A 20013-nucleotide genomic window follows, 5' to 3' on the forward strand; every position below is an offset into this window, starting at 1 on the left:
CGGGTCACAAACTGCTGTGCGACACTTCCTGTTCGTGTCCTCCCCCAACCCCACGACCACCGCTGCCGGGCACACCGGCGGGCCTGCTGACGCGCCCGCTGCCGACGGCGTGCTGGCGACTCCCCGACAGGTCGTCACGGCCGCGCTCATCCTGATCGTGGCCCAGCTCGCCTTCCGCGCCTGGGCACTGAGCGGCTCGTGGTACCGCTTCGACGACGCCAACTTCATGTCGAAGCTGATGTCGGACGGGCTCTCGGCCGACCTGCTCTTCCGCGGCTTCGCCGGTCACCTGATGCCGGGCGCGTTCGCGCTGACGGCCTGGAACTTCAGCCTCGATCCGTACGCCTGGGTCTATCCGGCCGTCGAGCTGCTGGTGCTGCAGGCGGTCGCCAGTCTCGGCGCGCTGGTGTTCCTCTGCTCGGCTTTCGGTCCGCGACGCGGGATCCTGCCGCCGCTGGCCCTGTTCCTGTTCTCCTCGATCAGCCTGCCGGCGTTCCTGTCCTGGGGTCCCGGCATCACCCAGCTGCCGTTCCTCGCCGCGATCTTCTGGGGGTCGTGGGCACACCTCAACTACCTGCGTACCCGGCGGTTCCGCTGGGCCCTGCTGACCATCCTCATCACGCTGGCCGCGATCGCGTTCGGCGAGAAGGCGATGCTGCTGTTCTGGCCGTACGCGGTGCTGGCGCTGGGCTGGTTCGCCACCGGTGACATCCTGACCCGGCTGCGCACGATCCTGACCCGCTACCTGCCCGGCGTGCTGCTCTACGGGGTCGTCTCGATCGGCTCCGTGGTCGCCTATCTCGCCCTCGGCGCCGGGTCGTCGAAGGCCTCGGGCAGCTCGGACGCCAACGGGTTCGCGCTGGTCGCGCAGCGGTTCCTGTTCGAGTCGTGGGCGCCGGGCGTGGTCGGCGGGCCGCTGCGCTGGACCTGGCTGGAGGGCAACTCGGCGGGCTGGGCCGAGCCCGGGGCGGTGGTCTCGGTGCTCGCCGTCGGCGTGCTGGCGCTGCTGACCTACGAGCTCGCCCGCACCCGCTCGATGGCGCTGCGCGCGTGGTGGCTCGTGGGCGGCATCCTCGTCGTCGACATCGCGCTGATCACCGCCATCCGGGCAGGCGCCGTCGGCGCCGACATCGCGCTCGCCTACCGCTACCTCACCGACACGATCGCGGTCACCGCGATAGCGCTCGCGCTGGCCACGCTGCCGCTGCGCGGGGCCGTGGAGACACTCACCCCGACGCGTACGTCGCCGTTCCTGGACGTGCCCAAGCGGGTGGCGGTCGCCACCGCCGTCGTCGCGGCGCTGGGGCTCTTCTCGTCCTACTCCTACGCCCAGGGCTGGCACGACGACGACAACACCCGGCGCTACATCGACACCGTCCGCGCCGACCTGGCCGAGGTCGACGAGCCGCTGCCGATGGCCGACGGGCCGGTGCCCGAATGGATGGTCTGGGGTGCGTCGTACCCCTACAACCAGGTGAGCCGGGTGCTCCGACCGCTCTCGGACAAGATGGCGTTTCCCCGGGCCAGCACCGACAATCTCTACCTGGTCGACAAGGACGGCCACATCCGGCCGGCGCTGGTCGAGCCCGAGCGACGCTCGGTCGGCGCTGTCGACCCGACGCCCAGCCTGGACCAGTGCCCGCTCCGGGTGCGGCAGACGCCGCTCCAGGTGGGCCTGGACGGTGGCGTCGACGGCGCCGGGTGGTGGGTCCGGGTCGCCTACGTGGCCGCCGACAAGGACGCGGGCCGGATGCGGGTGACCGCCGGCGACCACTCCTACGACGTCGAGGTCGAGCCCGGCTTCCGCAGCCTCTACCTGCGTACCGGCGAGGGACGCTTCGACACCATCGGCTTCCAGAGCCTGACGCCGGGATCGAAGCCGTGCCTGGGCGGCATCGAGGTCGGCGAGGTGGTTCCGTTCGGCGACCCGATCTCGGGCCCCGAGGAGGATGACTGATGGACCGCCGGTTCCTCACCCTCGACGCGCTCCGCGCGGTCGGCGCGCTGATGGTCGTGCTCACCCACGTCGGGTTCCACACCGGCCGCTATCCGCGCGGCTGGACCGGGGCGATGCTCGCCCACTTCGACCTCGGCGTGGCGCTCTTCTTCGTGGTCTCCGGGTTCCTGCTGGCCAGGCCATGGTTCGCGGCCAGCGCAGCCGGAACTCCCCCGCCGAGCACGGGCCGCTACCTGTGGAAGCGGGCGCTCCGGATCCTGCCGCTCTACTGGGTGGTGGTGATCGTCTGCCTGCTCGCCGCACCGGCCAACTCCGACGTCGGCGTCGGCGGCTGGATCGCCAACCTGACCCTCACCCAGATCTACACCCAGGACTCCCACGCCTACGGCCTGGCGCACATGTGGAGCCTGTGCACCGAGGTCGCCTTCTACCTGGCGCTGCCCCTGGTGGTGCGGCTGCTCACGCCGCGCGACCGCCTGGACGTACGCCGCGTGCTGGTCGTCTCGCTCCTGCTCGCGGTCGGCGGCGTGGTGTTCGCGGCCGGCGCCCGGAGCTGGTTCGACCAGCCGTTCGCGGCCGAGTGGCTGCCGGCCTACCTGCCGTGGTTCCTGGCCGGCACCGCGCTCGCGGCGTGCTCGGTCGACCCGGGCATGCGGGCGCGGTTGGACCGCGCGGCCCGCGACCTCGCCGGCTGGTGGCTGCTCGCCCTGGGGCTCTTCGTGGCCGCCTGCACGCCGATCACCGGCCCGACCGGGCTCGTGGACGCCCCCACGCCGGCCGAGTCGGCGCTCAAGTGTGTGCTCTACGGCGCGGTGGCGGTCTGCGTGATCTTCCCGCTGGTCTTCGGGCCCGAGCTCGAAGGCACCGTACGCCGCTGGCTGGCCGGTCCGGTGCCCAGCGCGCTGGGCGAGATCTCCTACGGCATCTTCTCGATGCACATGTTCGTGCTGCTCATGGGCATGGAGCTGCTCGGCTTCGGCACCTTCAACGACCGCTTCTGGACGGTCCTGGGGATGACGCTCGTCATCACCATCCCGGTCGCCGCCCTCTCCTACCTCTTCTTCGAGCGCAGGGTGATGCGGCTGCGCAGCTGGCGCCCCTCGGTGCTCAGGCCCTCGCGCAAGCCGGAGCCGGAACCCGAGCGTGGCCCCGCGGAGGCGGAGGCCGCCACGAGCACGACCGCGGCCAGCGAGAGCGCCTGAGCCGTCCAGGCGGGCGGGTCCCACGGCAGGTCCCAGGCGGTCGGGAGGATCTCGACGGCGAGGGCGCCGGCGAGCAGTGCGGCCCCGGAGCCGACGGCCAGGAGACGTACGACCGCCGCGCGGCGGCCGGTCACCCGGGGCAGCAGCCAGGCCACCACGGCGGCCAGCGCACCCCACCAGCCGGCGAGAAGACCGGCCACGAGGATCAGCAGCCCGCCGTCGTACCACCGCCACGGCGCAGCCACCGGGAACAGCTCGAGGCTGGGCGGGGTGCCGCGGCGGCGCCATGAGGTCACCAGCGCGAGCGCCAGGACCAGCGCCGCGCCGCCCGCACCGGCGAGCAGCCCGGCACGGTAGGTGCCCTCGGGGGCGAAGCCGAAACGTACCTCTCCCGCTGCTCCGGCGGGGACGATCCAGCCCTGCTGCCAGCCGTCGACCCGCTGGGCGCGCAGGGCCTTGCCGTCCAGGGTCGCGGTGGCACCGGTGTTGATGTTCTGCGGGAGCACGAGGACCCGGTCGTAGGTCTCCGCCGAGACGGTCGCCGAGACCGCGGCGTCGCGCTCGTCCCGCTCCACCTCGACCGCGGCCGGGGGCTCGGCTTCCGCGATCACCTCGGCGCTGAGCTCGAGGCTGTCGAACCGAAGCGCACCACCTGCCGAAGAGGAGCCCGAGGCGATCGGGGCCGGGTCGGCGAGGAGCGTGTTCTCACCGGCGACCAGCGCGAGCGGTGTCGTGCCGCAGACCTTCAGGGACGCCTCACCGCCGCGCAGCAGGTCGGAGAGCGACCCGTCGACCGACGTACGCAGCAGCCGGTCGCCGACGCGGATGTGGGGCCCGTCGGCGCAGCCCGCCCGCAGCCGCCCGTCGCCGAGCGCACGACCGTTGACCTGCAGCTCGGAGATGCCGGCCGGCAGCTCGGTGGCGTCGGCCAGGCTCGAGGGCTGGTCGTAGGCGGGGTCGGTCTCGGTGATCCGGATCCGGAGCCGGTCGGTGCGCCAGCCCTTGGGCACGGCGACGTCGCCGTCCTCGCCGACCTCGCGGGTGACCGTGCGCTTGGGGCGGCGCAGGTCGGTGATCTCGACCTCGGTGGGGATGCTGACCGGGGCGGCCTCGTTGACGACGAGCCGCAGCGACCGGATCCGCTGCCGTTCGGGCAGCCGGAGAGTCACCGCGGCCGGGTCGGTCGACGGAGCGCGCCAGGAGGTGCCGTCGTCGCCGTCGATCATCGCGAGCGCCGACTGGGCGATGTCGCCACTGCTCGGGGCGGTGATGTCGACACGGGTGAGGGCCGCGGCGGCCTCGGCGTAGGCGTGATCGCGGCGCAGCGACACCGTGCCGCTGACGTGGAAGGACTGGTCGCGGGTCAGGGTGACCAGCCGGTCGAGGTTGTCGCCGTCGTCTCCGGTGTCGGCCAGGAACGGCTCGCAGTAGAGCACGCCTTCCTGGTCGATGCAGCCGCTGCGGTCGGTGTCGCGGCCGAGCCGGATCTTGCGGATCGTGGTGTCGTCGGGGGGCGTGGGCAGCGCGACCAGGCGCTGCGCGTCGACGCCCTCGATGTCGAGCTCGCTGATCCCCCAGGGCCCGTAGGCGGTGGCGCCGCGGGCGGTGATGGTGAGGTTGCGCGCGCTGAACCCGGTCAGGTCGTACGTCGCCTCCGCCCCCGGCTGCGGGGCATAGACCTTGCGCATCTGGGCGCCGGCGACGAGCTCGAGCCGCTCGACCCCGACGACGTTGTCGGGCAGCCTGATGGTGACCCTGCCGAGGTCGGTCTCGTCCTCGAAGCGCACCCGGAGCCAGGCGCCCTCGGGGCTGTGTCCCCATCCGGTCTCGGTGCGCCATGCAGTGTCGGGGTCACCGTCGAGCGCGGCCGAGGGGGCCCGGCCCCGGTCGACCGGGAGATCGCTCGGGGTCGCCGCGGAGCTGGAGACCTCGACGGCCTCGACACCGCGCCAGACCATGGTGCTCTGCCACCGCTCCTGGTCCTCCAGGTAGCGGTGGAAGCTCTCGGGCTGATCGGAGTCGACGCCCTCCTCGGCGGTGCGGGTCGAGGAGGAGTTGGCGCGGACACCGGAGAAGATGGTCGTACGCCGCCGCTGCCCGTCGGTGAGGATGACGTCGGGCTTCTCCCCTGCCATGTCGTCGGCCGACCGGGTGTCGTCGGCGGTCAGCACCGCCTGGGCGCCGCTGGCGGGCTCGCCGGGGTCGCCCATCACGGTCGTGCGAGCGGGGATCAGGGTGGCTCCGGCCGACGCGTCGTCGACCCGGTAGATCTCGATCGGGGGGTACTCCCCCGCCAGTCCTCCGTCGACGAGCACCCGGGTGCCGTTCTCGCGGTGGTAGGTGGTGTTGCCGAAGTCGGAGCCGAACCGCGCCTCCCGGGTCAGGCCGGGCGACTGGTCCAGGGTCGCGTGCACCAGCGAGGGCGGCGGGGCTCCGGTGGTGCCCCAGTGCAGGTCGTTGCGGACCAGCAGGCGGGTGACGCCGGCCTTGGCCAGCATCGGCGCGAGATCCGCGCTCGCGGTGCCGCGCTCGAGCTCCTCGGTGACCCGGTCGAGCCAGACGACGTTGCCGGGCTCGGCCAGGGGCACCACGCCGCGTACGGCCCAGCGGGAGTCGGCGTAGGGCTGCAGCACCTCGTCGTGGGTGCTGCCCCACAGGTAGTCGCCGAACCGGGCCGCCGGGAGCACCAGGGTGACGCCGCCGTCGTCGGTCTCGGTGAGGTGGTCGGCCGCGTCGGTCCAGAAGCCCGGCACGTTCTCGATCGACCCCGGCGGCGGCACCTGGCCACGCACCCAGGGCACGGCCAGTCCGGCCAGCGAGGCGGCCACAGCGATGACGAACACGGTCCGCAGCCACTGCGCGGCCCTGGTGCTCGTCCCCGAGGCGCGCGCCAGGCCGGCACGGAAGAGGATGGTCTCGACGGCGAGCACGACCCCGGCCGCCAGCCCGAGGCGGAGCACGGCGTCGTACTTGTGGCTGTTGCGCACCGCGGCCAGGGCACCGTCGACGAGGTCCTGACGGGCCTCGGCGCCCCAGCCGGCCAGCGCGCCGGTGTAGCCGATCCCGACCAGGACGACGCCGGCCAGCACGCAGCCGATGAGGAACCGGCTCTCCGGGTGGCGGCGGCCGCGGCCCACGCCGGCGAGCCCCGCCAGCCCGATCGCGACGACGGCGGCGGCGTCGAGGACGAGGTAGGGCGTGGCGTGCAGGCTCTGTCCGGCCGGGTAGTAGATCGGGTCGGCGTAGGCGACCCAGTCGGAGGTGCCGAGCAGCGTCGGCAGCAGTCCGGTGGTCGAGGCGGTCACCGCCGCGGTCTCGATGTAGTCGAGGAACGGCGGGATGTAGCGGCCCTGGAGGACCAGGGGGATCGTCCACCACAGGGTGGCGAAGACGGTGAACACACCCCACAGGACGAGGGCGGCGAACCGCCGCAGGCCGGTGCGGGTCAGCAGGAAGATCACCCCGGGGACCAGCACCGCCGAGACCGCGGTCGCGTTGACCCCGCCCGCGCACGCGACCGCGAGAGCGGCCAGCGCGCACCAGCGCAGCAGGTCCTTCGTGGTGGTGGTCCCGCTGGCCCGGATGACCGCGAGCAGCACCCAGGGCGCCACCGCGGTCGGCCACAGCTCGACCGAGTTGGCACCGAGGATGGTCATCACGCGCGGCGTCAGGACGTACGCCGCGGCACCCGCGACCTGCGCCCACGGCCGCCCCAGCTGCAGCTCCCTTGCCACGGCCAGGACACCGAGGAACGCCAGGTTGAGCAGCAGCGCCCACCACAGCCGCTGGATCACCCACTCCGGCAGCTGGGCCAGCTGGCCCAGGCCGTAGAAGGGCCCCATCGGCCAGACGTAGCCGATCGCCTGGTTCTGCACCTGGCCGAAGGCGCCCTGGGCGTCCCACATGTGCAGCGCCCGGGCCAGGAAGGCCCACGGGTCGGCGCTGAGGTCGAACTTGGTGTCCGCGACGATCCGGCCCGGGGCCTGGGTGAACGTGATCGCGGTCAGGATCGCGACGTACGCCGAGATCCTCAGGGGGGAGGTGGCCGAAGGGGTCACGTCTTGCGCAGCACGAGCAGGAGGTTCCACGAGAGCACCTCCCTCACCACCGGGACCCGCATCAGCCACGCCGCCCACGCCGGGTGGTAGCGCGGAACCGCAGCCAGGATCTCGGCGTTGCCCGCCTTGCGCTGGGCGCGCGCCCAGCGCAGCCCGGCGGCGGCGGTCGCCGCGTACATCGACTCGCCGAACTTGTTCTTGGGCTCGTGGCCGTGCTCGCGCAGGTAGCGGCGGCGCGCGTAGCGGCCGCCGAGCAGGTGCCACGGGCTGGTCTCGTGGCCGCCCCAGGGGCCCCACCACAGCGTGTAGGAGCAGAAGACGACACCCCCGGGCTTGGTGACCCGGAGCATCTCGTCGAGCATCGCGGTCGGGGTCGGGACGTGCTCGAGCACGTTGGAGGAGTAGCAGGCGTCGACCGAGCCGGTGCGGACCGGCAGCCGCATCCCGTCGCCGAGCATGCTGCCCTCGGCGACGATCCCGGCACCCTGCATCTCGCCGGCGTCGGCGTCCAGCGCCAGGTAGGTCGCGCCGGCCTTCATGAAGGCGTCGCGGAAGTAGCCCGGACCGCCGCCGACGTCGAGCAGGACGGTGCCTTCGAGGGTCTCACCGTCGGTGTAGTGCGCGAGCTGGCCGACCGAGTCGGCCGCCAGCGCGGTGTAGAAGCGTGCCGGGTCGGTCTGCTCCACGCGGAAGTCGCTGAAGAGACGCACGGAGCGCCGCAGGGTCGCCTTCCAGCCGGTGCCGGCCGGGGCGTCGCGCTGGGGGTCCAGAAGGTTCGGCACGGCGGGAACCCTAACCGATTACCCCAGAGGGTGTGCATTTGGTCACGAAATGTCCTACTCTCCAGTAACTGCGTGACCCCTGGGGAGGGAGCACTCAGCAGCGGGGAACTGCGAGATCCAGGGGAGCACTGTATTTTGCGCGCCAACGAGGGAGCGCAGCTGAACGGCGGCCATGTCGCTGTGTTCAGCTGGCGCGATTCTGACAACCCGGAAGCCGGTGGGGCCGAGCTCTACCTCCACCAGATCACCGCCGGCCTGGTCGGTGCCGGAGCGCGGGTGACCGTGTTCACCGCGGCCTATCCGGGCGCTCGTGCCCGCGAGGAGCGCGACGGTGTCCGCTACGTACGCCGCGGCGGCAAGCTCAGCATCTATCTGTGGGGCGTGCTGCTGCTGGCGCTGGGCCGGCTGGGCCCGATCGGACGCGTCGACGCGGTCATCGACGTGCAGAACGGGCTGCCGTTCTTCACGCCGCTCGGCACCCGGGCGCCGGTCACGGTGCTCGTCCACCACGTCCACCGCGAGCAGTGGCCGGTGGTCTACCCGGGGCTGTCCGGACGGGTCGGCTGGTGGATCGAGTCGTGGCTGGCGCCGCGGCTCTACCGCCGCAAGCAGTACGTCGCGGTCTCCCGCGCCACCCGCGCGGAGCTGGCCACGCTCGGCGTCGACCCCGCCCGGGTCGCCGTCGTGCACAACGGCGCCGCGCCCGCGCTGAGCGACCAGCCGGCCAAGACCGAGCACCCCTCCGTCTGCGTCGTCGGACGCCTGGTGCCGCACAAGCGGGTCGAGCTCGCGGTCGACGCGGTGGTCGCGCTGCGGGAGACCTACCCGGACCTGCGGCTCAGCATCGTCGGCGGTGGCTGGTGGGCCGACGAGCTGGCTGCGTACGTCTCCCGGGTAGGGGCCGGGGACTTCGTCGAGATGCTGGGGCACGTCTCGGAGGAGACGAAGGAAGCCGTCTACGAGCGGTCCTGGCTGATGGCGCTGCCGTCGCTGAAGGAGGGCTGGGGTCTGGTGGTCACCGAGGCCGCCCAGCACGGCACTCCGACGGTCGCCTTCCGCGACGCCGGCGGGACGACGGAGTCGATCGACGACGGCGAGTCCGGGGTGCTGGTCGACGACCAGGCCGGGTTCGTGGCCGCGCTCGACCACCTGCTCGGTGACGAGATCCGTCGCAAGGAGCTGGCCGAGGGTGCCCGCTGGCACGCCCGCAAGCACACCTGGGAGCAGAGCCAGCTCAACTTCAACGCCGTGCTCGCCTCGGCCCTGCAGGGGCGCGTGGTCGGCGCGGACTGACGTCTCTCCGTCATCGAGACGGCGAAGGGGCCCGGCGGAAACCGCCGGGCCCCTTCTGCTTCGTCGTGCTCAGTCGTTGGTGCCGTACTGAACCGTCGACTCAGAGACGCTCGGAGGATTCTCGACGGTGTTGTCCGTGTTGCTGGTGACGACTCCGACGATGGTCGCTGCGGCGACTCCGCCGCCCACAAGAATGCTGGCGACGATGGCAATGATGTTGCCCATGGATATGTGACCTCCCTCTCCTAGCCGCGAACCTTAGCAGCCGGCCGGCGACCCATACTGATCAGTAGCAAAACTGTTGATGTTGCGGCGGCGAGCCAGGCCAGGCCGTACGCCGCCCACGCTCCTGCCATGGCCGGGCCGACCTTCGTCTCGGGCATCCGGTGTTCGCGTTCGGGCAGCCGCTGGACGAGCATGCCACCGCCCTCGTAGACCGTCTCGCCGGCGATCTGTGGCGCATCGCCTGCGGACCGGTCGGTGACGACGTACCCGATCCCGAGCCGGCGCAGGTTGGTGACCTGTCCCGCGGCGTCGGTCCCGGTGAGCGCGTCGGCGACCTCCTCCGCCCGCCGGTCCTCCCCTCGGATCACCCTGCTGCCGATGACCAGGTCGCCGTTCACGACGCTCGCCCGGGTCAGCATCCGCGGCAGCGGGTCGAGCACGGGCCGGCCGTCGTTCCACGACGGCGCGCGGTAGGCGGACCAGGGCAGGACGAGTACGTCGCCCGGAGCCGTCTCCTCGGCGAGCGCCGCGCGCGCCTGGTGCCATTCGCGTGGGTAGTCGGCGGTCCCGACGCCACCCGCCAGGCCCCAGGCACCGTCGGGAAGGACTGCCACCGGGACGAGCACGACGACCGCGGCCGCCGCCCATCTCGGGGCTGATCCGCGCAGCCTCTCCCCCAGCGCCTCCACCCCGGCGGCCACCGTGAGGATCAGCAGCGGCAGGCACAGCGGGAGCAGCCGGCTGCTGTCGCGGAGGAGCGCGAGACCGGGGACGTCTCGAGCGAGGGCGTCGAGCGCCTCCGGTGCCGCCCAGCCGGCGACGGCGATCGCCAGACCCGTGGCCCACAGCGCCAGGATCGCGACCCGCCGACTCTCGGATCTCCACCACCGCCGACCTCCCATTGCGACCAGCGCGACCAGGAGCACCAGCGCCACCCAGGCGAGCCAGCCCTCCCGGCTCGCCGGGACGACCGAGGTGTTCCAGATCCCGCCGAGCGACAACGCGGCCAGCGGAGCTGGCAGGGCGTCGCCACGCAGCGCGAAGACGTCGAACCCGGTGGCAGACGCCGCCTGGGACGTGTGGGTCAGGCCGGCGACGATCCAGGGGGCGTTCACCGCCGCCACCGCGGCCAGCAGCAGCGCCGGGCGCCGGCCCCGGCGCAGGCCGGTGGCGAGGAGGACCGCGCCCGAGACGATGCCGGCGCTCGCGCTCAGGCTTCCGGCGAGGAGGACGGGCAGCATCCACACCGGGCCCGGACTCCCCGCGGCCCACCGGCCGCCGGCGACCACGAGCCAGGGCACCGCGGCATAGGCCAGCAGCATCGGCCAGTGACCCATCCACAGGCGCTCGGCGACGTACGGACTCCATATGGTCAGGCTCACCACCGCCAGCCGCGCCACGAGCGAGCGGTCGCGCACCAGCTCCGCGGAGCCGGCCCCGGCCAGCACCAGCGCCCCCAGCAGGACGATCTTCTGCAGCACGAGACCCGGCACGACCTCGTCCAGCACCGCGACCACCGCGTCCGAGGGCACCGCCCGCGGCAGCGCCGACCCGAGGCCGAGTACGTCGCGGGTCAGCGCGAGGTCGGGCACCCACACCATGTCGTAGCTGAGCACGAACCCCGGCCCCAGCGTCGGCCCCAGCATCAGCACCGCGAGCACGCCCGCCCACAAGGTCGGCACCACCCGCTCGCTCACGCCGCCACCCTAAGCCGAGACGTCACTTCTGCAGGCCGAGACGTCAGTTGTGGCGAACGAGTTCCGGTCCTGGGCGGATGCCGGTGCCGGCATGTGACCTGACGCACCCTAGGCTTTCCAAGTGCCCACGATGACCGCCAGCCCGACCAGCGCCCGCCGGCGCCGGCTGTCTGCGCTCATCCGCAGCAGCGGCTTCCTCGCGGTCTGCATCATGGTCACCAACGTCGCGACCTACGGATTCCAGATCATCGCCGCCCGGATCCTCGGCCCCGGACAGTACGGTGGCGTCGCCTCGATGATGTCGCTGCTCCTCGTCGCCGGCGTGGTCCAGCTCGGCATGCAGGCAACGGCTTCGCGGCGGGTGACCGAGACCCCCGGCCAGGAGCGCGCCATCGAGCGGACGGTGCTGCGAGCGACCTACCGGGCGGCCGTCGTCGTCGGTGCGGTCATGCTCATCGCCTCACCGCTGGTGTGGCGGATGCTGCGCCTGGACTCGATCTACCCGGCGCTGCTGGTCGCGGTGTGCGCCGTGCCGCTGACGATCATGGGCGGCCAGGCCGGGGTGCTGCAGGGCGAGCGCCGCTGGCTCGGCCTGGCGATGATCTACCTGGCGCTCGGCATCCCCCGGGTCGTGGTCGCCACCGCCGCGATGTGGATCCGTCCGACCGAGGGCGCCGCGATGGCCGGTGTCGCGCTGGCCCAGTTCGCACCGGCGATCGTCGGCTGGTGGGTGCTGCGGCGGCGTACGTCCTCCGTGGAGGCGAAGCCCGGTCCGATCAAGCCCGTCGTGGTGGAGATGCTGCACGGGTCGTTCGCGCTGCTCGGCTTCTTCGCGCTCTCCAACGTCGACATCCTGATCGCGCGCAACGTGCTCTCCGACCACGTCTCCGGCCTGTACGCAGGTGGCCTGATCCTCACCAAGGCCGTGCTGTTCCTGCCCCAGTTCGTGGTGATCATCGCCTTCCCGTCGATGTCGGCCGAGGCGAGCCGCCGCTCCGCGTTGCTCAAGTCCCTGGCGCTGGTCGCCGGTCTCGGCGCGTGCGCGACCGCCGGCTCCTGGCTGCTGTCCTGGCTGGCGATGATCTTCATCGGCGGCCCCGACTACGCCGAGATCGAGGGGCTCCTGTGGGTCTTCGCGATCCTCGGCACGGTGCTGTCCGTGCTCCAGCTGCTCGTCTACTCCGTGCTGGCCCGGCGCAGCCGGCTCTCGGCGTACCTCCTGTGGATCGCGGTCGCCGCCGTCCTCGGCCTCGGCGCCGTGCAGTCCACCGCGGAGGGCCTGGTCTGGGCGGTCCTCAGCATCGACGCCACCCTCGCCGCCGTACTGCTGGCGGCCACCTTCTGGCGGCTCAGCCAGACGCCTCACCGCGACTGATCTGCGATTTCACCAAACTGTCGGCGGGGCAGGCTTAGATGTGCGCATCATGCCTCGCTGGTCAATCGATGCCGTGGAGAAGGCCGCTCCCGACGCCGGGTCGCTCAACGCCGCCCGCAAGCTCGCCACGCCCGGACCCTGGTCGGAGACGGGTGCCACCGACGTGCTGGTCTGGGGCAAGTGCCAGGGCTCGGGCAAGAACCCCTACCAGGTGAGCGTCGACCTCACCGGCCCTGCCTACAAGTGCTCGTGCCCGTCGCGGAAGTTCCCCTGTAAGCACGCCATCGCGCTGCTGTTGCTGTGGGCCGGGGCGCAGGTGGGCGAGGTCGACCAGCCGGAGGCGTACGCCTCGGAGTGGGCCTCGCAGCGTGCGGCCCGTGCCGCGGGCGCGGCTGAGCGTGCCGCGGCACCGGCCAAGCCGGTGGACAAGGCCGCCCAGGCACGGCGGGCCGCGGAGCGCCGGGCGCTGATGGACGGCGGCGTCGAGGACCTGGTGCTGTGGCTGGAGGACCTGGTGCGAGGCGGGCTCGCCACCGCGAAGGCGCAGCCGTGGACCTGGTGGGACGCCGCCGCCTCCCGGCTGGTCGACGCGCAGCTGCCCGGGCTCGGCGAACGGGTCCGGGAGATGGCGGCGGCGATCAACCGGCGTGAGGACTGGGCCGAGCATCTGCTGATCGAGGTGGGCCGCTGGTGGACCGCCGCGCAGGCCTGGCGGTCCTGGGACTCGCTGGACACCGAGACCCAGGGCGACCTGCGCGCGGTGATCGGCTGGGCGACACCGACCGCCCAGGTCCTGGAGGCCGGGGTGCACGCGGACGTGTGGACCGTGCTGGGGGCGCATCGCGACGAGCGCGGCAACCTGATCGAACAGCGCACCTGGCTGCGCTCGGACTCGGGTGAGACCGTGCTTCTCCTCGACTTCGCCGCGGGTGGCAACCCGCTGCCGATCGCCCGGCTGGCCGGGGCGCGGCTGGAGGCGTCGGTGGGCTTCTATCCGGGCCACGCGCCACGCCGGGTGGTGCTCGCCTCCGAGCCGGTGGCCCTTCCGGCCACGTCCGACCTGGGGACGGCGACCGATCTGGCCGGCGCGCGAGCCGCGCTGGCGGCGCTCCGGGCCGGCAACCCGTGGGCCGACCGGGCTCCGGTCGTGGTCCGCGTCGCCGCGTCGGTGCCGGAGGGCGACGAGCCGCCGTTCGTGGTGGACGACGCCGGTCATCAGGTGCCGTTGCTCGGCGATCCGGGGACGTGGTGGCGCCTCCTCGCGCTGACCGGAGGCCATCCGGTGACCGCGTTCGGGGAGATCCAGGACGACGGGCTGAGGATGCTGACGGTCGTGAGCGCTGAGGACGGATCCGACGGAGAGCTGGTGGCGCTGTGAGCACGACCGAGGAGTGGTGGGACGCGGTGACGGCGGCTGCGGTGCTGGGCACGGCCCGGCGCGGGCTGCCGTCGGCGCCCGAGACGCTGCCCATCCCGGAGCGGCGGGGCAGCTCGGCGCAGACCGCGCTGCTCGACGCCGCGGCCGTCGGCGGAGCGATGGTGCGCTCGGGCCGGCTGCTTCGCACCGGGTCCGCACCGGCGGCGGCCCCGGCCGACCGGCTTCCGGTCGCGCCGGCTGGTGGCGTACAGCTGCTGGAGCTGGTGCTCAACCAGACCCCCGGCGGTGCCGACCTGCGCGGCGACCTCCTCGCCCACTGGCTGGCCTGTGCCAACGCGGCCGGCTACCGGGTGCCGGCGCGACTGCTCCCCCGGCTCCTGGACCAGGCGCTGCCCCGGCCCGAGCTGCACCGGGACGCGCTGACGGCGGCCGATGCGCGGGGCGTCTGGCTGGTCGCCAACCGGCGCCGGTGGCGCCCGATGATCGCCTCGGCACGAGCTGCTGCCGGTGCGGGTGAAGAGCCTCTCGACGATGCAGCCTGGGCGCGGCAGCCGACCGCCGCTCGTGCCGAGATGCTGACCCGGCTGCGGGCCGTCGACCCGGCCGCTGCCCGGGAGCGGCTCGAGTCGGTCTGGGCCGGCGAGAAGGCGGCCGACCGGGCCACGTTGATCAAGACACTCCGCACCGGCCTGAGCCTCGAGGACGAGCCGTTCCTGGAGCGGGCGCTCGATGACCGGGGTGCGGACGTACGTCTGGCGGCTCGGCATCTTCTCGACGCCCTGCCCGGCTCGGCACGCGGGCAGCGGCTCGGCGCGCTGCTGCGCCCGCTCGTCGGAGTCACCGGGATCGTACGGAAGACGGTGGAGGTCGAGCTGCCCACCGGGGCCGACGCCACGGCCGTGCGCGACGGGCTCGACAAAGCCCCGCGGGGCCGCTCCCAGGGCGGCCACTGGCTGCGGCAGCTCGCGGCGGGTGCCCCGCTCGAGATCTGGACAGACGCCACCGGCCGCGACCCCGACGCGACCTGGGCGATGATCACCGACGCCGACGCCCGCGCCGGCATCATCAGCGCCGTCATCGCCCGCCGCGACCCGGACTGGGCCCGCGCGCTGCTCGGCGACGTCCACCGCGGCGAGCTCCTCGAGATCGTGCCGAGCGCCGACCGGGAGGCGCTCGTCCTGCGCCAGCTCATCACCGGCGCGGGGTCGGGCACGGGCGGGACGACCATCTCGGCCCGGCTCGGCGCCGTTCCGGGTCCCTGGAGCCTCGACTTCAGCCGTACGGTCCTCGATCTCCTCGCCGCCCGGGAACGCGAGCTCGCCAGGTCGGTCGCCGTCCTGGCCGCGCAGATGCCGCCCGAGATCGTTCCCGACCTGCACCGGCTGCCCGACTCGCTCGCCAGGCAGCGCAACCAGCTCATCCAGCACCTCTCCCTCGTCCACGCCATCACGGAGGCCTTCAAGTGACCGACATTCTTCGCGCCCACGCCGAGGACGCCTACGCCGCCGAGCTCACCGCTCTGGCCGCCCACGATGCCGAGACCGGCCGCCCCCGCCCGCCCCGGTGGCGGCTCTCCCCGTGGGCGGTGACCACCTATCTTCTCGGCGGCGAGCTGCCCGACGGCACGACGATCAGCGCGAAGTACGTCGGCGCCCGCCGCCTCATGGAGATCGCGGTCGCCTCGCTGGCCACCGATCGTGCGCTGCTACTGCTCGGCGTTCCCGGCACGGCCAAGACCTGGGTGGGCGAGCATCTGGCCGCGGCGATCTCGGGCGACTCGACGCTGGTCGTGCAGGGCACCGCCGGCACTCCCGAGGAGTCGCTGCGCTACGGCTGGAACTATGCCCGCCTGCTCGCCGAGGGCCCCTCGCGGGACGCACTGGTGCCGAGCCCGGTGATGCGGGCGATGGAGACCGGCGCCCTCGTCCGCATCGAGGAGCTGACCCGCATCCCCGCCGACGTCCAGGACGGGCTCATCTCGATCCTCTCGGAGAAGACGCTGCCCGTCCCCGAGCTCGACGACGAGGTCCAGGCGCGGCAGGGGTTCAACCTCATCGCCACCGCCAACAACCGCGACAAGGGCGTCAACGACCTCTCCTCCGCACTCAAGCGGCGCTTCAACACGGTCGTGCTGCCGCTGCCGGACACCCTCGACGACGAGGTCTCGATCGTCCGCAGCCGCGTCGAGCAGCTCGGTGCCTCGCTCTCGCTGCCCGCCGATCTGAGCCAGCTGGCCGAGATCGAGCGCGTGGTCACCATCTTCCGCGAGCTCCGCTCGGGCGTCACCGCCGACGGACGTACGTCGGTGAAGTCGCCCTCCGCGACCCTCTCGACCGCCGAGGCGATCTCGGTGATGACCAACGGCGTGGCGCTCGCCGCCCACTTCGGCGACGGCGTGGTGCGGGCCGACGACGTAGCGGCCGGGCTGGTCGGCGCGGTGGTGAAGGACCCGGTGCAGGACCGGATCGTGTGGCAGGAGTACCTCGACACCGTGGTCCGCGACCGTCCGAGCTGGGCCGATCTCTACCGCGCCTGCCGGGAGCTGGTGTGACCGACCGGAGCTGCGCCTTCGAGATCCTCGGCGTGCGCCACCACGGGCCGGGCTCCGCCCGGTCGGTCGCGGCCGCGCTCGAGGAGCTCTCCCCCGACCTGGTCGTGATCGAGGGACCACCGGAGCTCGACTCGCTGCTCGGGCTCGCCGCGGACCCGGACCTGGTGCCGCCGGTCGCGGCGCTCGTCTATGCGGTCGAGGAGCCGCGGCGCTCGGCGTTCTATCCGTTCGCGTTCTTCTCCCCCGAGTGGGTCGCCATGCGATGGGCGTTGGAGCACCGCGTCGATGTTCGCTTCGCCGACCTTCCGGCTACCCACTTCCTCGCCCCCGCGGGGCAACCCGAAGAGCGGCCCCGGCCTCGCCCGGTGGGCTCCGACCCGATCTCCCGGCTCGCCCGCGCGGCCGGCTACGACGACCCCGAGCGCTTCTGGGAGGACGCGGTCGAGCACCGGGCCGAGTCCTCGCTGAGCCGGTTCACCGCGATCCGCGAGGCGATGGCCGAGATCCGTGCCCAGGACCCGGCCTCGCCGGGTGATGTTCGCCGCGAGGCCTACATGCGCAAGGTCCTGCGCGCCGCCAGACGAGAAGGACGCGAGCGGGTGGCGATGGTCTGCGGCGCCTATCACGCCCCGGTCCTGCACCCGTCGGCCTGGCCCAAGGTCGCCGACGACAACGCGTTGCTCAAGGGCCTGCCGAGGATCAAGGTCACCGCGACCTGGGCGCCCTGGACCGCCGGCCGGCTCGCCGCCGAGTCCGGCTACGGCGCCGGCGTCACCTCCCCCGGCTGGTATCAGCACCTCTACGCCCACTGGCACGCCGGCACCCCGGCCGACGTCGTCCCCGGCTGGCTCACCCGCGTCGCTCGGGTCCTCCGTTCCGAGGGACTCGCCGCGGCTCCGGCGACGGTCGTGGAGGCCGCACGCCTCGCGGAGGCGCTCGCCGCCGTCCGCGGCCGGCCCTCAGCCGGTCTCGATGAGCTCGAGGACGCCACCGTCGCCGTGCTGTGCGAGGGCTCGCGGCTGCCGCTGGCGCTGGTCGAGCGCACGCTCGTGGTCGGCGAGGAGCTCGGCCAGGTGCCGGAGTCGGCGCCGTTGGTGCCGCTCGCCCAGGATCTCGCCCGCCAGCAGAAACGCCTCCGCCTCAAGCCGTCCGCAGCCGAGACCACCGTGGTGCTCGACCTGCGCCGCGAGGCCCAGCGCGAGCGGTCGCTGCTGCTCCACCGCCTGCGGCTGCTCGGCATCGACTGGGCCACCGAGGCCGACCGGGGCGGCACCAAGGGCACCTTCAAGGAGGCCTGGACGCTGGAGTGGCAGCCGGAGTTCGCGGTACGTCTGGTCGAGGCCGGGCTCTACGGCACCACCGTGGTGGCCGCCGCCGAGGGGCTCGTGGCCGAGCGGGCGGCGCAGGCCGAGGACCTCGGCACGCTGGCCGAGCTGATCGACCAGGCCCTCGTCGCCGACCTCCCGGCCGGGCTCGAGGCCGCGATCACGGCTCTCGCCGAGCGCACCGCGCACCAGCACGACACCCTCTCCCTGCTCCGGGCGATCGAGCCGCTGGCGCGGACCCAGCGCTATGGCGACGTACGCGGCTCCGACACCGGCGTGGTCGCCGGAGTGCTCCACACCGTGGTGCTCCGCGCCGCCGCCGGGCTGCGGGCCGCCTGCACCTCGCTGGACGACGACGCGGCCGCGGCCATGAAGGGCGCGCTCGACGCCGCCCACCGCGGGGTGTCGCTGGTCGGCGAGGAGGGATCCGGGGTCCCGGCGTGGGTGGCGACCTGGGACCAGGCTCTCGTCGCGCTCAGCGCCGACGACCAGGTGCACGGCCTGGTCGCAGGACGGGTCAACCGCATCCTGCTCGACGCCGAGCAGGTGGGCATCGAGATCGTCTCCGCGCGGCTCAGCCGCCAGCTCTCGCGCGGCACCACGCCGGAGCATGCCGCCTCCTGGGTCGAGGGGCTGCTCGAGGGGGAAGCGCTGCTCCTGCTCCACGAGATCGAGCTGCTCCGGCTGCTCGACGAATGGGTCGCGAGCGTCGATGAGGCGACCTTCGAGGACCTGCTGCCGCTGCTGCGCCGCACCTTCTCCCGCTTCCAGTCACCCGAACGCCGCCAGATCGGTGGCCGCGTACGCAACCTCGACGCGGCTACCGACCTCACCCACACCGCCACCCTCGATCTCGACCTCGCGCTGCCCGCCGCCGCGCGGGTCGCCGACCTGCTGCAACTGGAGCCCGCATGAGCCCCGAACGCGACCGCCTGACTCGCTGGCGCCTGGTGCTCGGCGATGACGCCGACGAGCCGCTCGGTGCCGGGACCGACGGAACGCCCATGTCGCTGACCGCCGAGGACCGTGCCCGCGACGAGGCGCTCGAGCAGCTCTACGGCGAGCAGCCGAAGGGCCGCAGCGCCGGGCTCGGCGGGTCCGCTCCCCGGGTCGCACGCTGGCTCGGCGACATCCGCACCTACTTCCCCACCTCGGTCGTGAAGGTGATGCAGGGCGACGCGATGGACCGCCTTGGCCTCCACCAGCTCCTCACCGAGCCCGAGATGCTCGACGCGGTCCAGCCCGACATCCACCTCGTTTCCACCCTGATCGGCCTCGGCCGGGTGATCCCCGAGCACAGCCGTGAGTCGGCCCGCGCGGTCGTACGCACCGTCACCGACGAGCTCGAGGCCCGGCTCCGCTCGCAGACGGTGCAGGCGGTCACCGGTGCCCTCAACCGGGCCGCGCGCACGCGTCGCCCGCGGCCCGCGGACATCGACTGGGGACGTACGATCGCCGCCAACCTCAAGCATTACCTCCCCGAGCACCGCACGGTCGTACCCGAGCGTCTCGTCGGCCACGCCCGCAAGGCCCAGCAGACGCAGCGACGCATCATCCTGTGCATCGACCAGTCCGGCTCGATGGCCGAGTCGGTCGTCTACTCCAGCGTCTTCGGGGCCGTGCTCGCCTCGCTCCGCTCCGTCGAGACCAAGCTGGTCGCCTTCGACACCGAGATCATCGACCTGACCGAGGACCTCGACGACCCCGTCGACGTCCTCTTCGGCGTACAGCTCGGTGGCGGCACCGACATCAACCGCGCCCTCGCCTACTGCCAGAGCCTCATCGAGCAGCCCGAGGAGACGGTCCTGGTCCTGATCAGCGACCTCTACGAGGGCGGCATCCGCGAGGAGATGCTGCGCCGTTCCCGCGAGATCACCGACTCCGGCGCCACCATGGTCGCGCTCCTCGCTCTCAGCGACTCCGGTGCCCCCAGCTACGACGCCGACCACGCCGCCGCCCTCGCCGACCTCGGCATCCCCGCCTTCGCCTGCACCCCCGACCTCTTCCCCGACCTCATGGCAGCCGCCATCGACAAGCGCGACCTCGGCACCTGGGCCAGCGAGAACGACATCACCACCGCCGCCCCCACCGACTGACCCTCCGCCGAGGCGTCACCCGCGTCGGCCGAGACGGCAGTAATGGCGGCCGAAACCGTACTTGTGGGCGACGA

12 protein-coding genes and 1 pseudogene are annotated in these 20013 nt (G+C 73.0%); 9 read left to right on the top strand and 4 right to left on the bottom strand.

The window, feature by feature from the left end; genetic code table 11:
• The first annotated feature begins 34 nt into the window (after positions 1 to 34).
• Together HD557_RS16280 and HD557_RS28310 are read left to right on the top strand one after the other, a co-directional pair.
• On the top strand, positions 35 to 1957 hold the full coding sequence (locus tag HD557_RS16280) for a hypothetical protein (RefSeq protein ID WP_196874649.1): 1923 nt from the start codon (positions 35 to 37) through the stop codon (positions 1955 to 1957).
• Positions 1957 to 3159: an acyltransferase family protein gene (locus tag HD557_RS28310; RefSeq protein WP_231380325.1), complete on the top strand. Its 1203-nt coding sequence runs from the start codon at positions 1957 to 1959 to the stop codon at positions 3157 to 3159. The genes HD557_RS16280 and HD557_RS28310 overlap by 1 nt, the downstream gene beginning before the upstream one ends.
• Positions 3160 to 4046: 887 nt before the next feature.
• On the opposite strand, the pseudogene HD557_RS29200 reads toward HD557_RS28310, so the two are convergent.
• A pseudogene (locus HD557_RS29200) lies at positions 4047 to 7295 on the bottom strand (alpha-(1->3)-arabinofuranosyltransferase domain-containing protein); the annotation flags it as partial.
• A complete protein-coding gene (locus HD557_RS16290) occupies positions 7214 to 7999 on the bottom strand; it encodes a class I SAM-dependent methyltransferase (protein WP_307785639.1) in 786 nt (261 codons plus the stop codon). The gene HD557_RS16290 and the pseudogene HD557_RS29200, both read right to left, overlap by 82 nt.
• Before the next feature lie 135 nt (positions 8000 to 8134).
• Here HD557_RS16290 and HD557_RS16295 point away from each other — a divergent pair, with 135 nt between their 5' ends.
• Positions 8135 to 9292 carry a glycosyltransferase family 4 protein gene (locus HD557_RS16295; RefSeq protein WP_196874651.1) on the top strand — a complete coding sequence of 386 codons (1158 nt, stop codon included), beginning with the start codon at positions 8135 to 8137 and terminating at the stop codon, positions 9290 to 9292.
• 69 nt (positions 9293 to 9361) lie between these two features.
• Here the strand turns inward: HD557_RS16295 and HD557_RS16300 are convergent, their stop codons facing one another.
• Positions 9362 to 9517, bottom strand: coding sequence for a hypothetical protein (locus HD557_RS16300; protein ID WP_196874652.1), 156 nt, complete (start codon positions 9515 to 9517; stop codon positions 9362 to 9364).
• A gap of 20 nt (positions 9518 to 9537) precedes the next feature.
• The gene (locus tag HD557_RS16305) at positions 9538 to 11214 is read right to left on the bottom strand and encodes a hypothetical protein (RefSeq protein WP_196874653.1); all 1677 of its coding nucleotides are present in this window, start codon (positions 11212 to 11214) and stop codon (positions 9538 to 9540) included.
• A gap of 130 nt (positions 11215 to 11344) precedes the next feature.
• On the opposite strand from HD557_RS16305, the gene HD557_RS16310 reads away from it, so the two are divergent.
• From HD557_RS16310 to HD557_RS16335, 6 genes are read left to right on the top strand one after another with little or no spacing between them, the layout of a single operon-like run.
• A complete protein-coding gene (locus HD557_RS16310; protein ID WP_196876444.1) occupies positions 11345 to 12589 on the top strand; it encodes a lipopolysaccharide biosynthesis protein in 1245 nt (414 codons plus the stop codon).
• A 49-nt stretch (positions 12590 to 12638) separates the two neighbouring features.
• Positions 12639 to 13967, top strand: coding sequence for an SWIM zinc finger family protein (locus tag HD557_RS16315; RefSeq protein ID WP_196874654.1), 1329 nt, complete (start codon positions 12639 to 12641; stop codon positions 13965 to 13967).
• Complete coding sequence (locus HD557_RS16320) at positions 13964 to 15433, top strand: DUF5691 domain-containing protein (RefSeq protein WP_196874655.1); 1470 nt, start codon at positions 13964 to 13966, stop codon at positions 15431 to 15433. Before HD557_RS16315 ends, HD557_RS16320 begins: the two co-directional genes overlap by 4 nt.
• Positions 15430 to 16518, top strand: a complete 1089-nt coding sequence (locus HD557_RS16325) for an ATP-binding protein (protein ID WP_196874656.1) — start codon at positions 15430 to 15432, stop codon at positions 16516 to 16518. Before HD557_RS16320 ends, HD557_RS16325 begins: the two co-directional genes overlap by 4 nt.
• Positions 16515 to 18758, top strand: a complete 2244-nt coding sequence (locus HD557_RS16330; RefSeq protein WP_196874657.1) for a DUF5682 family protein — start codon at positions 16515 to 16517, stop codon at positions 18756 to 18758. Before HD557_RS16325 ends, HD557_RS16330 begins: the two co-directional genes overlap by 4 nt.
• Positions 18755 to 19939, top strand: coding sequence for a vWA domain-containing protein (locus tag HD557_RS16335; protein WP_196874658.1), 1185 nt, complete (start codon positions 18755 to 18757; stop codon positions 19937 to 19939). The genes HD557_RS16330 and HD557_RS16335 overlap by 4 nt, the downstream gene beginning before the upstream one ends.
• The last annotated feature ends 74 nt before the right edge of the window (positions 19940 to 20013 follow it).

Source organism: Nocardioides luteus (assembly GCF_015752315.1).
In the GTDB taxonomy this organism is placed as follows: Bacteria; Actinomycetota; Actinomycetes; order Propionibacteriales; family Nocardioidaceae; genus Nocardioides.

Excerpts from the sequence above, each read along its gene's own strand:
- HD557_RS16310 (WP_196876444.1), top strand. The coding sequence starts at position 11,345 with ATGACCGCCAGCCCGACCAGCGCCCGCCGGCGCCGGCTGTCTGCGCTC.
- HD557_RS16300 (WP_196874652.1), bottom strand. The coding sequence starts at position 9,517 with ATGGGCAACATCATTGCCATCGTCGCCAGCATTCTTGTGGGCGGCGGA.
- HD557_RS28310 (WP_231380325.1), top strand. The coding sequence starts at position 1,957 with ATGGACCGCCGGTTCCTCACCCTCGACGCGCTCCGCGCGGTCGGCGCG.
- HD557_RS16335 (WP_196874658.1), top strand. The coding sequence starts at position 18,755 with ATGAGCCCCGAACGCGACCGCCTGACTCGCTGGCGCCTGGTGCTCGGC.
- HD557_RS16315 (WP_196874654.1), top strand. The coding sequence starts at position 12,639 with ATGCCTCGCTGGTCAATCGATGCCGTGGAGAAGGCCGCTCCCGACGCC.